Here is a 13,906-nt window from a genome sequence, read left to right on the forward strand (position 1 = left end):
CAACTCATCCTCAGGACGGCGGTCCGACCTCCAGCGTCCCGCGCTCCATCTCCCACGTCAGGGCCTGCAGGAAGTCGATGATCGCCGGCCGCGCGTCGTGCGGCACCTTCGCCGCGATCGCCTTCATCCGGTCGTGCATGTCGGCCAGGTGCGCCGACATCTCGCGGCGGGCCTGCTCGGTGGGCACGAGGAGCACCGAGCGGCGGTCGGTGGGGTGCGGCGTCCGCTCGAGGTGCCCCGAGGCGACCAGTCGATCGACGAGCGTGGTGACCGCGGCGGTGCTGATGCCGAGATGGTCCGCCAGGCGGCGCGGCGTGACTCCCGGGAGCGCCCCCTGCACGACCCCGGCCTCGGCCTGCTCGACGGTCCGGATGACGTGGCGCAGCGAGCGGAGGTCGGTGGGGTTGACGCGCATCGAGTCGCTGAGGCGGTTCCGCATCTCGCGATCCGCGCGGACGAGCTCGCGCACCGCACGCAGCAGGCCGCGCTCGTCGTCGGTGTAGGCGGGCGCCACTGGGGTACGTGGAGTCAGGGGCACGGCACGACTCTATCCCTTATTTCTACAAGTTGATATCTAGACTGCTTAGCAATACGGTTTCAAGTGTCCCCAGGAGGAACCGTGGAACCCGTGCTCGATCTCTCGCCCGGTGCAGTGGATGCCGCTGCCTCGGCCGCTGCCGTGCGCGCGGACCTGCCCGACCGCCTCCCCCACGACGACCCCGACGATCTGGTCGTCCTGCTGGACGACGACCACCAGCCCATCGGCACCGCTCCGCGCCACGGCGTGCACGGAACCGACACCCCCTTGCACCTCGCGTTCTCCTGCTATCTGGTGGACGGAAAGGGCCGCGTGCTGCTCACCCGACGCGCCTTGGGCAAGCGCTCGTGGCCCGGCGTCTGGACCAACTCCTTCTGCGGCCACCCGCGACCCGGCGAGGACCTCGTCGACGCGGTGAGCCGGCACGGGCGCGGCGAGCTGGGGCTCGAGCCCGAGGCGATCCGTCCCGTCCTGCCCGACTTCGCCTACCGTGCGGTCGACGCCTCCGGCGTGGTGGAGAACGAGGTCTGCCCCGTGTTCGTGGCCCGCACCAGCGATGACGTCGAGCCGCACCCCGACGAGGTCGAGGAGCACCGCTGGGTCGACGTGTCCGACCTGCGCGAGACCGTGCGGGTGGCGCCGTGGGCGCTCAGCCCGTGGCTCGTGGAGCAGGCCGCGGCGATGGAGGAGGCCGACGCGTGGCACGTGCTGGCACCGGACGAGACGGAGACCCGCCCATGACCCTCCAGTCCGAGCTCGACTCGCTGCTGCACTCCGCCCGGGTGCCCGGCCTCGCCCGCGACCACGCGGCTCTGCTCGACGCCCTCGACCTCGGCAGCTCGGGCGGCAAGCGATTCCGGCCCTGGCTCGTCACCACCGTCCATGCCGCGTTCGACGGCGAACAGCCCGAGCCGGTGGTCGATGCCGTGGCCGCCGCCACCGAGCTGCTGCACACGGCCTTCGTCATCCACGACGACGTGATCGACAACGACGACACCCGCCGAGGACGCTCGAGCGTGCCGGGGCTGTTCCGCAGCGACGCGGCCGAGCTGGGCACCGCGCCCGACGACCGCGACACCTACTCCCGCGCCGGTGCGATCCTCGCCGGCGACCTCGCGCTCGCCGCCGCGATCCGCGCCGTGGCCACGTGCGGCGCGGACGCTGCCACCACGCACCGCCTGCTCGACCTCCTCGACGCCACGCTGCACGCGTCGGCAGCGGGCGAGCTGGCCGACGTGCGGCTCGCCCTCAGCCCCGAGATGCCGGGCGCCGAGGAGGCCATCGCGGTCACGGAGCACAAGACCGCGGTCTACTCGTTCGTGCTGCCGCTGCAGGCCGGAGCCGTGCTGGCGGGCGCCGACGACGCCGCGGTCCGCGCGCTGGGCGAGATCGGTCGGTGCCTCGGCATCGCGTTCCAGCTGCACGACGACGTGATGGCGATCTTCGGCGACCCCGCCGAGACCGGCAAGGACCCGCTCGGCGACCTGCGCGAGGGCAAGCGCACGCCGCTCATGGTGCATGCCTCCCAGACCGACGCGTGGGCCAGGATCGCCCCTCACCTGGGCGACCCCGAGCTCACGGAGGCCGCGGCGTCCGCCGTGCGCGAGGCGCTCCAGGAGTGCGGCTCGCGCCACCACATCGAGGACCTCGCCGAGGGCCACCTGACCGTCGCCCGCGAGCACGCGCGCTCGCTCGGTCTCGAGTGCTCGCTGCTCGAACCGCTGGTCGAGCAGGCGTGGCGGATGACGCCCACGGCGCTCACGCGGGCCGCCCAGGTCGGGGCGGCATGAGCGTCCTGCACCCGGACGACCACGGGAAGTCCGGCTCCACCGCCGCCACCGAGGCCTACGCGCTGTACGACGAGGTGGCCGAGGACGCCGCCGCGCTGGTCATCAAGCGGTACTCCACCTCGTTCTCGCTGGCGTCGCGGCTGCTCGCCGAGCCCGTGCGCACGCGCGTCTGCAACATCTACGCGCTCGTGCGGGTGGCCGACGAGATCGTCGACGCACCGCGGCCCGAGGGCGACCACGACCAGCAGCTGCGCCTGCTCGACTCGCTCCAGGCCGAGGTCCACGAGGCGATGCGCACGGGGCACAGCGCGAACCTCGTCGTGCACGCCTTCGCGCGTACCGCCCGCGCCTGCGGGATCGGCACCGACCTCGTGGACCCGTTCTTCGACTCGATGCGCACCGACCTGTTCCGGACCGAGCACGACAAGGCCAGCTTCGCGACCTACGTCTACGGCTCGGCCGAGGTCGTCGGGCTCATGTGCCTCAAGGCCTTCCTGCTCGACCAGCCCGACGTCAACGGCGCGTACGAGGCGCTGGCCCCGGGCGCGCGACGGCTCGGCGCCGCCTTCCAGAAGGTGAACTTCCTGCGCGACCTCGGCGACGATCGCGACAACCTCGGCCGCAGCTACGTGCCCGGCCTCGACCCGGAGCACTTCGACGTGGCCATGCGCGACCGCCTGCTGGACGACATCGACGCCGACCTCGCGGCCGCCGCGGCCGTGATCCCCCAGCTGCCTGCCGGCAGCCGCCGGGCGGTGGCCGCCGCGCACGCACTGTTCGCCGAGCTCTCGCGCCGGCTGCGCCACGCCTCGCCCGAGCGGATCCGGTCCGAGCGCATCCGCGTGCCCGGGCCGGTCAAGGCCCGGGTCGTCGCGCGCGCCGTCACGGTGGGCGTCTGATGGGGCGCGTCACGGTCATCGGCGGCGGGATCTCGGGGCTCGCCACCGCCGCACTGCTCGCCGCCGACGGCTGGTCGGTCGACCTGCTGGAGCAGCGCGACGAGGTCGGTGGGCGCGCCGGAACGTGGGAGCAGGACGGCTTCCGGTTCGACACCGGGCCCTCCTGGTACCTGATGCCCGAGGTCTTCGACCACTTCTTCCGCCTGCTCGGCACCTCAGCCGCGGAGCAGCTCGATCTCGTGCAGCTCGATCCGGCGTACCGCGTCTTCTTCGAGGGCCACGCCGATCCGGTCGACGTGCTCACCACGCGCGCCCGGAACGTAGCCCTGTTCGACGCGATCGAACCGGGCGCCGGGCAGCGCCTCGAGCAGTACCTGGACTCGGCCGACGACGCGCTCGCGATGGCGGTGGACCACTTCCTCTACACGAGCTTCGACCGACCGGCGAACCTCGCGCATGCCGACGTGCTGCGCCGGGCGCCGCAGCTGGCGGGCCTGCTCGGCCGGTCGCTGGAGTCGCACGTCGCCTCACGATTCGACGACGTCCGGCTGCGCCAGATCCTGGGCTATCCCGCGGTCTTCCTCGGCTCGTCCCCGTCGCGGGCGCCGAGCATGTACCACCTGATGAGCGGCATGGACCTTGCCGGCGGGGTGCTCTACCCCCAGGGCGGCTTCTCCACGCTGATCGACGCGATCGCCGCCCTCGCGCGGGCGCGCGGGGTGCGGATCCACACCGGCGCCACCGTCATCGGCATCGACACCGTGGCGACCGACCGACTGCCCTTCGTGCCGGGTGCGCGGGCGCGCGTCGAGGGCGTCACGTTCCGCACCGCGGAGCGCATCGAGTGGATCGGCGCCGACGTCGTCGTCGGCGCGGCCGATCTGCACCACCTCGAGACGCGGCTGCTGCCCGAGCACCTGCGCACCTACCCCGAGTCCTGGTGGCGCCGCCGCGACCCCGGCCCCGGAGCCGTGCTCGCGTACCTCGGCGTGGAGGGCGAGCTGCCGCAGTTGGCCCACCACACCATGTTCTTCACGCAGGACTGGGCCTCGAACTTCGACGACGTCCTCGGGCGGCCCGGCCGCGTGCCCGACCCGGCGTCCTCCTACGTCTGCAAGCCGTCGGCCACCGACCCCACGGTCGCGCCCCCGGGTGACGAGAACGTGTTCGTCCTCGTGCCCGTCCCGGCCGACGTCGGACTCGGGCGCGGCGGCATCGACGGCGCGGGCGACCCCGTGATCGAGAAGACCGCGGACGCCGCCATCGCACAGATCTCCGCTTGGGCTGGCGTTCCCGACCTGGCCTCGCGCATCAAGGTCCGCCGGACCGTCGGCCCCGGCGACTTCGCCGCCGACCTCAACGCGTGGTCGGGCGGCGCGCTCGGGCCCGCGCACACGCTGCGACAGAGCGCCTTCCTCCGCGCCCGCAACGCGTCGCGTCACGTGGACGGCCTCCTGTACGCCGGATCCAGCACGATCCCGGGCATCGGCCTGCCGATGTGCCTCATCAGCGCCGAGCTCGTGCTGAAGCGCCTGCGTGGCGACCGGTCGGCCGGCCCGATCGCGGAGCCCACCGGCACTACGGTGGACGCGTGAGCTGGCTCTACCTCGCCTCGGTCGTCGGGGCGGGCTTCTGCATGGGTCTGGTCGATCACCGCTGGCGGCTGTTCCTGTTCCGGTGGCCGCGCCGAGCGCTGGTCGTCCTGGCCATCGGGTTCGTGTTCTTCCTGGTGTGGGACCTCGTGGCCATCCAGCTCGAGGTCTACAGCCGCGGCGAGTCGCCGGCGATGACGGGCGTCGAGGTCGCGCGCGAGCTGCCGCTCGAGGAGCTCTTCTTCATCGCGTTCCTCTGCTACGTCACGGGCGTGCTGCACGGCCTGTTCACGCGAGTCCTCGCCCGCGAGGGAGCCGCGCGATGACGTACCTCGGACTGGCCGCCGTGTTCACGGCCGTCACCGTGCCGGTGCTGGCCGTCGCCGTGGTGAGGCGCCGCCCCGACCGGCGCTGGTGGGCCGCCACCGGGCTCACGGCGCTCGCGCTGGTCGTGCTGACCGCGGTCTTCGACAGCATCATGATCGCCGCCGACCTGTTCCGCTTCGACGAGGAGTCGCTCACCGGGATCCACGTCGGGCTGGCCCCGATCGAGGACTTCGCGTGGCCGATCGCCGCCACGATCCTCGTCTCCTCGCTGCTGCTGCTCCTGGCGCCTGCGCGCGAGCCGGCCGAGGACAGGTCGTGAGTCGCGCCGGGCAGGTCCTGGCCTCGTCGCGCCCGCTGTCCTGGATCAACACGGCGTTCCCGTTCGGCGCGGCGTACCTGCTCGCCGACGGCGGGCTCGACGCGGCGTTCTGGATCGGCTGCATCTGGTTCCTCATCCCCTACAACCTGATGATGTACGGAATCAACGACGTCTTCGACTACGAGTCGGACCTGCGCAACCCGCGCAAAGGCGGGGTCGAGGGGATCGTGCTCGACCGGCGCGCGCACCGGCTGACGATCTGGTCGTCCGTGGTCACGAACGTGCCGTTCGTGGTCGTCCTCGCCGCGATGGGCTCGGCGGTCTCGAACCTCGTGCTGGCGATCAGCATCTTCGCGGTCATCGCGTACTCGGCGCCGGTGCTGCGGTTCAAGGAGCGGCCGTTCCTGGACTCGATCACCTCGAGCACGCACTTCGTGAGCCCTGCGGTCTTCGGCCTCGCCCTGGCCGCGGCCCGCGGCAGTGACGTCGAGGTCACCGTGCCCGTCGTGGCCGCGCTCCTCGGGTTCTTCGCGTGGGGCATCGGCTCGCACGCGTTCGGCGCGGTGCAGGACGTCATGGCCGACCGCGCCGCGGGCATCGGCTCGATCGGCACGGCGCTGGGCGCCCGCAACACCACGTGGTTCGCGCTCGGCGCCTACCTGCTCGGCGGCGTCTGCCTGCTGCTGCTGCCGTGGCCCGGCACGCTGGCCGCGCTGCTGGTGCTGCCGTACGTGGCGAACATCTGGCCGTACCGCTCGATCACCGACGCCACCTGCGAGGAGGCCAACGTCGCGTGGCGGCGCTTCCTGTGGCTGAACTTCCTGACCGGCTTCCTCGTCACGCAACTGCTGATCTGGATCACCCTCACCTGACGGCGCGGAAGCGGTCCTGCCAGCGCACCCACGGCGGTCGCTCGGCCCAGTTGAGCCGCAGGGTGGTGACGGCGCGGTCCATCCGGCGCGCCAGCTGGGCGCGGCCGCGCACCGAGCGGCCCGACACCGCCAGCCGCAGCGAACGGTCGTAGCGGATGACGGACTCCGGTCCCAGCACGAAGGCGAGGTCCATGTCGTCGTGGACGTCGTCGAACCGGTGCACCCGGTCGCGCACCCGCTCCCACGTGGTGCGGCGGACGGCCATGCTCGATCCCCACAACGGGTGATGAGCGAGCGCGAGGTAGGTCAGCACGTAATAGGCGCCGAGGTAGACCACCGTGGCGATCTGCCGCAGGACGGGCGGGAGGTCGTGGAAGTAGCCGGCGCCGGTGACCGCGTCGACGCGGCGATCGGCCATCGCGCGAGTGACCTGCGCGACCCAGTCCGGGCCGGGCCGCGAGTCGGCGTCGAGCCGCGCGATCACCTCGCCGCGGGCGGCGTCGTAGCCGATGGCCGCGGCGGGCGGGATCCCCAGGCGCGGCTCGGGGACCACGCGGGCTCCCGCGGCCTCGGCGACGGCAGCCGAGTCGTCGGCGCTCGCGTTGTCGACCACGACGACCTCGAGCGGTGTGACGGTCTGGGCCGCCAGGAGGCGCAGGCACTCAGCCAGCTCGGCGGCGTCGTCGTGGACGGGGATGACGACCGAGACGGTGGGCGCTGTCATCGCGGCTCCGCGGCGGAGGTGCGGCTGACGACGAGTGCCGCGACGACCGCCCCGATGGCGCCGGCGGCCAGGTCGCCGACGGTGTCGTCGTAGCCCACCTGGATGCGGTCGTCGAGCCACGTGTGGCCCATCCACTCGAGGAACTCCCACACGACGGCGAGGGCGACGGCGGTGGTGATCGTGACGATGAACGCGCCGAGACGGGGTCGCGCGATGCGCGGGTCGTCGTGGGCCGGCAGCGCGCCGACCTTGACCAGGACCTGCCACGTGAGCGCGGCGATGAGGCCGGTGGCCGCGGCGTGGACCACGATGTCGAGCTCCGGGACCGCGAGGTACCAGTCGAGCTGCGCTGCCCAGCCGCCGAGCAGGAGGGTGCCGCAGTAGGCGACGTCGAGCGCGGGGCCGGTGCCGATCGCCCGCGGGATGAACAGGCCGCCGAGCACGAGGAAGAACAGGGCGAACCCCATCCAGCCGCCCTCGATCGTCGCCGCGACGACGCTCACGATGCCCGCCGCGCGCAGGGCGTCAGGGGCGATCAGCGGCATTCGACCATCCTACTGAGGACGGAGCGTCGCGGATGGTGGCCGGGCGGGTCGACACGCGAAATCGCCCGGAATCGCAGGAATCACATCGGCGTAGTTTGTCCACACGTCTGTGCACAGCTGGGGACAAACCGGGCGTCTGCCGCGGTCATCGGAGGTGGGCGAAGTCGTCCACTCCTGGTCCTCCTCGGCGAGCGAGAACGAGGCGACGGCCCGGGTCACCATGCCGGTGGCCAACAGGACGGCCACCGACACGGTGAAGGCCATGCCGCACAGGAACGCGAGCACCAGGGCGACCACGGCTCACGCCTCGCTCTCGCTCATGTCGTCCTCCGTCGTGCTCGTCCGTGTGGATGGAGAGCCGCGAGGAGCCGATTCAGGACCGAGAGCGGGCGGTCACCGTCAGCGGCGCGGCGTGTCCGGTCCGGTGTCGGGCTCCGAGCGGAGCACGTCCTCGCGGGTCTCGTCGTACCGCGCGTCGCCGTGCTGGTCGCCCGGCGTGTCGCCGTACTGCACGTTGCCGTTCTCGTCCGTCACGGCGCGCTCGCCGACGTGGTGCTCGTGCTGCTCCCCGGCCAGCGGTCGATCGGCGGTATCGTTCCGGTGCACCACGTTGCCGTCCTTGTCGGTGGTGACGTCCGGGTCGATCTCGTCCGCCTTCGACAGGCGGTGATCGGCGTGCTGCTTGGTCTCGTTGGCCTCGTGCTCGAGGTCCTTCGCCTGACGCTCGAGTCGCTCGGCGTCGAGGCGCGCCTGATCGGCGTCGGCCCGAGCCGCGGCGGCGCCCGCCGCGGTCTGGTTCGCGGTGACCGAGGCCTCCCGAGCCTCGTCGCGCAGCTGCGCGGCCTCCTCGCGGTGACGGCGCTCCTGCTCCAGTCGGCGCTCCTCCTTGGCCTTGCTCCCCCTCTTCGCCAGCGCGGCCACGAGCGCCAGCAGCAGCAGGACCGCCACGACGGCGATCAGGATCCAGACCCAGGTGTCGACGTTGTCCATCGCACTTCTCCGTCCGCGGGCCGCGGCTGCGTCGGTCGACGCTGGTGCGCCGGGCCCTCTCATTCCTTGGTACCGCAGTCGAGACCAAGGCGCTCGTCGGACGATTCGGGCTCAGACGGCGGGAGAGTCGGCTGCGAGTGCCGCCTGGAGGTCGCGGATCGTGGCGGCCAGCACCCCGGAGGCGAGGAGCCCGGCCCCGAGTGGTCCGGAGGAGTCCTCGCCGAGGAGTGGGAGGCTCGCCAGCGCGATGCGGACCTCGGCCGTCATGTGGTCGAGCTGCCAGCGGACCTCGTCCTGGCGTGCGGCCTCGGGATCGCTCGCGGCCAAGGACGCTGCCTTCGCCGCATAGGCAGCCGCACCCAGGGCATGCGCCCCCATGTGGGCAACGCCCGAGGCCTGGCCGGCGGCGTAGGCGGCCGCGACGGCGGCGGGGCTGCGGGCCGACTTGGACGCTCGATTGGCGACGAAGCGATCCCGGATCTGCGAGGCGGCGTCGAGCTCGCCCCGTCCGAAAGCCCGAGCGCGAGCGATCCCGTCGCGCGCTCGGTCGTCGTCCGGGGCCTCGGCCACGAAGAGCGGCAGGACGCGCTCGGCGCAGTCCGCGGCCCAGAGCGCGACGAGACGTCGGTCGGACTCGCTGAGTGCCTGAGGAGACGCCATGAGCTTGGCACGCGGGTCGGACAGCGCCTCAGGCGAAGGGACCGTCGAGGAGCGCCCACTGAATCAGCATGATCGTCTTGGCGTCGACGATGTCAGTCCCGATCGCGGCGCGCGCCTCGTCGATGCCGAGCTCGACGATCTCGATGTCCTCGCCCTCGTGGGCGACGCCGTGGCGGGTCTCGTGCGCGTCGTCCGAGCGGTAGGGCGCGGCGAAGAAGTGGAGCCGCTCCGTGACGGAGCCGGGGCTCATGAACACGTCGAAGACGTGCTGCACGGGCCCGACCTCGATGCCCGTCTCCTCCGCGGCCTCGCGTCGGATCGCGGCCTCGGCGTCGTCCTCGTCGAGCAGTCCCGCAGCGGTCTCGATCAGCATCCCATCGGGGTGGCCGTTGACGTAGACGGGGAAGCGGAACTGCCGCGTCAACAGGACGGTCCTGGCGTCCGGGTCGTAGAGCAGGATCGTCGCGCCGTCCCCACGGTCGTAGGTCTCGCGTCGCTCGGTGCGCCACGTGCCGTCGGACATCCGCTGCTCGAACGTCGTCGCCCGCAGGACGTACCAGTCGTTCGCGAGCACCTCGACGTCTTTCACGACGACGTCGGGGTTGCGGTCCAAGTCGCGTCCCGTGAGGTGCAGGCCAGTGCGCCCCCGGCGGTCCGGCGTGTCGATTCCGGCGGTCATCGGGCGTTCGCGATCAGTCTCAGCATGCTGACGATCGTAGATTCGCGCGCAAATTACATAAGTGTCATTTGTTCCACAGGACTGTTCACAGATGGGGACAACCGCCGATCTGCGGGAGTGCGGGTTCGACCGCGCCCGGAGATCATGGAGGGGTGCCGGCGTACGAGAGCTGGGCCAGCAGCGACGCATCTCGCAAGGTCATGCAGGCCAACCGAGCGCGCGACACCGCACCAGAGCTGGCGGTTCGCCGTCTGCTTCACGCTGCCGGTCTCCGGTACCGCGTCGCGCACCGTCCCGAGCCATCTCTCCGACGGACCGCCGACATCGTGTTCACTCGTCAGCGCGTCGCTGTCTTCATCGACGGCTGCTATTGGCACGCGTGTCCCGAGCACGGAACCCAGGCTCGCGCCAACGCGGCCTACTGGTCGGAGAAGCTCGCCAGGAACGTGGCGCGGGACGCTGACACGAACGCTCGACTCTCCGAGCTCGGATGGACGGTTCTCCGCTTCTGGGAGCACGAGGATCCGCACACGGTCGCCGAGTCGATCTCAGACCACGTCACGCCCGCGAGGTGATCCGGGAGACATCGTCTCAACACCACCAAATCAGTTCGATTTCGTGGTGTCCCGGATGCTAAGCTGACGAACATGCGTTCGAGCTCGCCTGCATTCACCTTCATCGATCTCTTCGCGGGAATCGGAGGATTTCACGCGGCGATGAAGGCGCTCGGCGGGGAGTGCGTCTACGCGGTCGAGATCGACAAGCAGGCCGCGCGTGTCTACGAGGCCAACTGGGGTCATCCCGCACTCGGCGACATTACCGAGGACGCCGATGACGACCTCGGCGTGATGAACGTGCCGCCCCACGACGTCTTGTGTGCGGGCTTCCCGTGCCAGCCCTTCTCGAAGTCGGGCGCCCAGCGCGGCATGGACGAGACGCGAGGGACTCTCTTCTTCAACATCGCGTCGATCATCAAGGCCCACCGTCCCTCAGTCGTGATGCTCGAGAACGTCCGTAACCTCATCGGGCCGCGCCACGAGCACGAGTACGACGTGATCATCGAGACGCTTCGGGATCTGGGCTACCACGTCTCGGACGTGCCGACCGTGTTCTCTCCGCATCTACTCCCGCCGGCGCTCGGGGGTGCGCCTCAGGTGCGCGAGCGCGTGTTCATCACGGCAACCTATGCCCCGGACCGAGTACGGATGGACCTCGAGCATGGTGGGCCGCTGCCGGCCGTGACCATGGCGGATCGGTTCGAAGGCTTCGAGCCCAAGCGCGACTGGCACATCGAAGATCTACTCGACGACACGCACAACGTGCCCGGCTGCGAGCTCACCGACACCGAGATGCATTGGATCAACGCCTGGGACGAGTTCGTGCAGATCATGCGGCCGCTCATGGGCGGCAGGCACCTGCCCGGCTTCCCAATCTGGGCCGACGCCTGGCTCGACTTCCCGGAGATGGCCCATATCAACTGGTCGGCCAAGTCGATCAAGATCCCTGCGGCAGTGACGACGCCCGCCATCGACCCATCCCTCCCGGCGTGGAAGCAGAGCCACCTCCGCAAGAACTACGACCTCTTCGAGCGCCACTTCAGGGACATCATCCCGTGGGCTCACCAGTGGAAGCTCTACAGCGACGTGTTCCCGCCGTCTCGGCGCAAGCTCGAGTGGCAGGCGCAGGACAGCAAGTCCCTCTGGGAGACCGTGATGCACCTGCGCCCGTCCGGCCTTCGCGCCAAGAAGCCCAACTACCTGCCGGCACTCGTCGCGATCACTCAGACGTCAATCATCGGCAGTCGCGAGCGACGAATCTCGCCGAGGGAGACCGCGCGCCTGCAGGGCCTGCCGGACAGCTTCATCTTCCCGGACCAGCCCGACTCGGCGACCTACAAGCAGATGGGCAACGGCGTGAACGTCGGTGCTGTGTGGCATGTGTTCAAGCAGCACGTCCTCCGGGATCGAGCGCTGCTTCGGGCGAGTGACATCGGTCGTGTGCTCGTCTCTGTGGTGGAGGCGTCACCCAATCATCCTGCAGCGATGCTGGAGGGTCACGTCCCCGCTCTGCATCGCGGAGGCAACTAACTAGCGGAACGATCCGTCCAACGTTCGCACCCCCGGTGAGACCAACTGGTATCTATGGGGCATGGGACGAGTCGCAGTCGATCAGATTTGGCCTGACGGCCGTCTCACGCACGACGTCGACACGACCCTTCCCCAACGGGTGCGGCACGAGTTGCTCCTCAAAGCGATTCCCGGCGCAACGCTTGAACGATTCGCAGGCGTCTGGGTGGTTCGCTTCGAGGATCAGGTGATTCTCAGCAAGCAGGTCACTTATCTCGGACGGCCATGGCAGACGTTCAAGAAGCGGATCCAGATTCCTGGCTACTGGCTTGATGTTCATCGGGCGGCGGTGACCGAGGGCCTCACGCCACGCTTCATCGGCACTTACCACTACGGCTCTACGACGATCTTCGTCGACTTCGACCCCGTGACCTATGTCCTGGGGAAGGCAAACAACTCGTCCGCCCACGTATCCACCAATGACCTGTTCCAGGCCCAGACACTCGGGCAGTTCTCTCGTCAGGACCGAAATGGCAACCGACTTACGAGCGTGCGAGCTGACGAGTTCGCCGCGTACCTGCTGAAGGGCTACGAAGAACAGGATCCTTACGTCGTGACTCTCGATGGCTTCAGTGCCTCACTGCTTAACGGCTCGAGAATTGAGGCGCTCGACGCGGTCCAGGAGATGCACGCGGATGGTTGGCCGGACGCGTTCCAGAACGAATGGGCGGGCTTCTACGTTGAGTTTCGACTGAGCAAGTACCTCGCTGGGCATGGTGTCCGAAGTATCAGGGTTCAGAAGGAGAAGCGTAGAGGCTCGTTCGACTACGACCTGCAGTTCCTCGGCAACGGTTCGGTCGAGTACTACGGGGATCTGAAGGCTTCGAACGTCGATGTCGCCGATAGCCCTGGGAATGACGCTGCGACGTTTTTCCGCTGCCTCAATGAGTTCGGGCGCTTCTGGTACGTCGTGTACGAGCACCAGACCTGGCATGCGCGCGACAATGAGAACCGCGCGACGATCGCTTGGAACGACTGGCGCCGGTCAGTAGGCCACGTCGGTCGAAAGGCGGTCTACGACCCGCTCTCGTACGCCTCTCGCTTCAAGGAAGCGGTTCGGTTCGTGGGCGTGAAGATCCTTGAGGTCAACGCCGCGAATGTCAACATCGTGCTCGGGGACTTTCAGAAGGACTTCAGGCAACCCGACGGCAAGCCACGAAACGGCAAGGTCATGATCAAGAAGAGGGACATCGACAACTTCCTGATCTACTCGAAGTCGATCGATCTCCCAGCCCGGGTCTAGCGCAAGAAGCCGCTGACACGTCGGACCGATGCGCTCACTCTGACGGAGAACACACCAGGCTCTCAGGCACGGAGGTGCCGGTCGTAGTTTGCGGCGACCGCGCACTCCTAGGAGGGTGATCCACGATGATCTGAACCGAAGGGCTCTCGGCGAGGTCTGGGGACGCCCTTCGCCACGGGCTCTGCAGCATCAGGAAGACGGCCGGGAACGAGTGCCGCCGGTTTCGGAAAGTCGTGGAGCCTAGGGGACTCGAACCCCTAACCCCCTGCTTGCAAAGCAGGTGCGCTACCAATTGCGCCAAGGCCCCGTGGTGGGTGTGTCAGACGGAGTCGCTGTGCTGCGCCCAGGGATCGGGCTGCGCAGCGGCCTTGCGGCGGCTGGAGAACCAGACGGCTCCTGCGACCGCGAGTGCCAGGGTGAGGATCTTCTTCACGTCGATTCCTCCTTCGGTGGGCCTAGATGGACTTGAACCATCGACCTCTTCCTTATCAGGGAAGCGCTCTAACCGAGCTGAGCTATAGGCCCCGGGCAGCAATAGAAGAGATTACCCGAAGGTCCCCGGCGAGTTCCAATCGGGTCGGCGAGTGGTCGGTCACGTGCCG

The 13,906-nt window shown here is 69.5% G+C and carries 17 protein-coding genes and 2 tRNA genes; 10 read left to right on the forward strand and 9 right to left on the reverse strand.

The features are described 5' to 3' along the window. Positions 1 to 10: 10 nt before the first annotated feature. Complete coding sequence (locus ACGWYL_RS05810) at positions 11 to 538, reverse strand: MarR family winged helix-turn-helix transcriptional regulator (RefSeq protein ID WP_179427412.1); 528 nt, start codon at positions 536 to 538, stop codon at positions 11 to 13. 141 nt (positions 539 to 679) lie between these two features. On the opposite strand from ACGWYL_RS05810, the gene idi reads away from it, so the two are divergent. The 7 genes from idi to ACGWYL_RS05845 are packed head-to-tail and all read left to right on the forward strand — an operon-like array spanning position 680 to position 6,337. Then, complete coding sequence (idi, locus tag ACGWYL_RS05815) at positions 680 to 1,279, forward strand: isopentenyl-diphosphate Delta-isomerase (protein WP_269307079.1); 600 nt, start codon at positions 680 to 682, stop codon at positions 1,277 to 1,279. Beyond that, on the forward strand, positions 1,276 to 2,328 hold the full coding sequence (locus ACGWYL_RS05820; protein WP_395486656.1) for a polyprenyl synthetase family protein: 1,053 nt from the start codon (positions 1,276 to 1,278) through the stop codon (positions 2,326 to 2,328). The genes idi and ACGWYL_RS05820 overlap by 4 nt, the downstream gene beginning before the upstream one ends. Beyond that, positions 2,325 to 3,227 (forward strand): phytoene/squalene synthase family protein, encoded by a 903-nt coding sequence (locus ACGWYL_RS05825; protein WP_395486657.1) that lies wholly within the window; start codon positions 2,325 to 2,327, stop codon positions 3,225 to 3,227. The genes ACGWYL_RS05820 and ACGWYL_RS05825 overlap by 4 nt, the downstream gene beginning before the upstream one ends. After that, positions 3,227 to 4,822: a phytoene desaturase family protein gene (gene crtI / locus ACGWYL_RS05830; RefSeq protein WP_395486658.1), complete on the forward strand. Its 1,596-nt coding sequence runs from the start codon at positions 3,227 to 3,229 to the stop codon at positions 4,820 to 4,822. The genes ACGWYL_RS05825 and crtI overlap by 1 nt, the downstream gene beginning before the upstream one ends. Then, on the forward strand, positions 4,819 to 5,145 hold the full coding sequence (locus tag ACGWYL_RS05835; RefSeq protein WP_395486659.1) for a lycopene cyclase domain-containing protein: 327 nt from the start codon (positions 4,819 to 4,821) through the stop codon (positions 5,143 to 5,145). The genes crtI and ACGWYL_RS05835 overlap by 4 nt, the downstream gene beginning before the upstream one ends. Continuing rightward, positions 5,142 to 5,465, forward strand: coding sequence for a lycopene cyclase domain-containing protein (locus ACGWYL_RS05840; protein WP_179427402.1), 324 nt, complete (start codon positions 5,142 to 5,144; stop codon positions 5,463 to 5,465). The genes ACGWYL_RS05835 and ACGWYL_RS05840 overlap by 4 nt, the downstream gene beginning before the upstream one ends. After that, complete coding sequence (locus ACGWYL_RS05845) at positions 5,462 to 6,337, forward strand: prenyltransferase (RefSeq protein ID WP_395486660.1); 876 nt, start codon at positions 5,462 to 5,464, stop codon at positions 6,335 to 6,337. The genes ACGWYL_RS05840 and ACGWYL_RS05845 overlap by 4 nt, the downstream gene beginning before the upstream one ends. On the opposite strand, the gene ACGWYL_RS05850 is transcribed toward ACGWYL_RS05845, so the two are convergent. The 6 genes from ACGWYL_RS05850 to ACGWYL_RS05875 form a co-directional block, all read right to left on the reverse strand. After that, on the reverse strand, positions 6,330 to 7,061 hold the full coding sequence (locus tag ACGWYL_RS05850) for a glycosyltransferase (protein WP_395486661.1): 732 nt from the start codon (positions 7,059 to 7,061) through the stop codon (positions 6,330 to 6,332). The genes ACGWYL_RS05845 and ACGWYL_RS05850 overlap by 8 nt on opposite strands. Then, positions 7,058 to 7,606: a hypothetical protein gene (locus ACGWYL_RS05855; protein WP_395486662.1), complete on the reverse strand. Its 549-nt coding sequence runs from the start codon at positions 7,604 to 7,606 to the stop codon at positions 7,058 to 7,060. Before ACGWYL_RS05855 ends, ACGWYL_RS05850 begins: the two co-directional genes overlap by 4 nt. Before the next feature lie 9 nt (positions 7,607 to 7,615). Then, positions 7,616 to 7,903 (reverse strand): hypothetical protein, encoded by a 288-nt coding sequence (locus ACGWYL_RS05860; protein ID WP_395486663.1) that lies wholly within the window; start codon positions 7,901 to 7,903, stop codon positions 7,616 to 7,618. Between the two features lie 102 nt (positions 7,904 to 8,005). Continuing rightward, positions 8,006 to 8,596: a hypothetical protein gene (locus tag ACGWYL_RS05865; protein ID WP_395486664.1), complete on the reverse strand. Its 591-nt coding sequence runs from the start codon at positions 8,594 to 8,596 to the stop codon at positions 8,006 to 8,008. Between the two features lie 111 nt (positions 8,597 to 8,707). Next, positions 8,708 to 9,256, reverse strand: coding sequence for a putative immunity protein (locus ACGWYL_RS05870; RefSeq protein WP_395486665.1), 549 nt, complete (start codon positions 9,254 to 9,256; stop codon positions 8,708 to 8,710). Between the two features lie 28 nt (positions 9,257 to 9,284). Beyond that, complete coding sequence (locus tag ACGWYL_RS05875; RefSeq protein ID WP_395486666.1) at positions 9,285 to 9,869, reverse strand: NUDIX domain-containing protein; 585 nt, start codon at positions 9,867 to 9,869, stop codon at positions 9,285 to 9,287. A gap of 218 nt (positions 9,870 to 10,087) precedes the next feature. Between ACGWYL_RS05875 and ACGWYL_RS05880 the strand changes: the two genes are divergently transcribed. The 3 genes from ACGWYL_RS05880 (at position 10,088) to ACGWYL_RS05890 (ending at position 13,304) form a co-directional block, all read left to right on the forward strand. Further along, complete coding sequence (locus tag ACGWYL_RS05880; protein WP_395486667.1) at positions 10,088 to 10,510, forward strand: very short patch repair endonuclease; 423 nt, start codon at positions 10,088 to 10,090, stop codon at positions 10,508 to 10,510. 72 nt (positions 10,511 to 10,582) lie between these two features. Next, positions 10,583 to 12,022: a DNA cytosine methyltransferase gene (locus ACGWYL_RS05885; RefSeq protein WP_395486668.1), complete on the forward strand. Its 1,440-nt coding sequence runs from the start codon at positions 10,583 to 10,585 to the stop codon at positions 12,020 to 12,022. 61 nt (positions 12,023 to 12,083) lie between these two features. Next, complete coding sequence (locus ACGWYL_RS05890; protein WP_269304432.1) at positions 12,084 to 13,304, forward strand: hypothetical protein; 1,221 nt, start codon at positions 12,084 to 12,086, stop codon at positions 13,302 to 13,304. Positions 13,305 to 13,538: 234 nt separating this feature from the next. Here ACGWYL_RS05890 and ACGWYL_RS05895 read toward each other — a convergent pair. Then, a tRNA-Ala gene (locus tag ACGWYL_RS05895) sits at positions 13,539 to 13,611 on the reverse strand. 143 nt (positions 13,612 to 13,754) lie between these two features. Beyond that, positions 13,755 to 13,829 (reverse strand) — tRNA-Ile (locus ACGWYL_RS05900). Positions 13,830 to 13,906: the final 77 nt, after the last annotated feature.

The organism is Aeromicrobium sp. JJY06, assembly GCF_044069275.1.
GTDB classification, from domain to species: Bacteria; Actinomycetota; Actinomycetes; order Propionibacteriales; family Nocardioidaceae; genus Aeromicrobium; species Aeromicrobium tamlense.

Excerpts from the sequence above, each read along its gene's own strand:
- ACGWYL_RS05870 (WP_395486665.1), bottom strand. The coding sequence starts at position 9,256 with ATGGCGTCTCCTCAGGCACTCAGCGAGTCCGACCGACGTCTCGTCGCG.
- ACGWYL_RS05890 (WP_269304432.1), top strand. The coding sequence starts at position 12,084 with ATGGGACGAGTCGCAGTCGATCAGATTTGGCCTGACGGCCGTCTCACG.
- ACGWYL_RS05840 (WP_179427402.1), top strand. The coding sequence starts at position 5,142 with ATGACGTACCTCGGACTGGCCGCCGTGTTCACGGCCGTCACCGTGCCG.
- ACGWYL_RS05865 (WP_395486664.1), bottom strand. The coding sequence starts at position 8,596 with ATGGACAACGTCGACACCTGGGTCTGGATCCTGATCGCCGTCGTGGCG.
- ACGWYL_RS05825 (WP_395486657.1), top strand. The coding sequence starts at position 2,325 with ATGAGCGTCCTGCACCCGGACGACCACGGGAAGTCCGGCTCCACCGCC.
- crtI (WP_395486658.1), top strand. The coding sequence starts at position 3,227 with ATGGGGCGCGTCACGGTCATCGGCGGCGGGATCTCGGGGCTCGCCACC.
- ACGWYL_RS05885 (WP_395486668.1), top strand. The coding sequence starts at position 10,583 with ATGCGTTCGAGCTCGCCTGCATTCACCTTCATCGATCTCTTCGCGGGA.
- ACGWYL_RS05850 (WP_395486661.1), bottom strand. The coding sequence starts at position 7,061 with ATGACAGCGCCCACCGTCTCGGTCGTCATCCCCGTCCACGACGACGCC.
- ACGWYL_RS05820 (WP_395486656.1), top strand. The coding sequence starts at position 1,276 with ATGACCCTCCAGTCCGAGCTCGACTCGCTGCTGCACTCCGCCCGGGTG.
- ACGWYL_RS05855 (WP_395486662.1), bottom strand. The coding sequence starts at position 7,606 with ATGCCGCTGATCGCCCCTGACGCCCTGCGCGCGGCGGGCATCGTGAGC.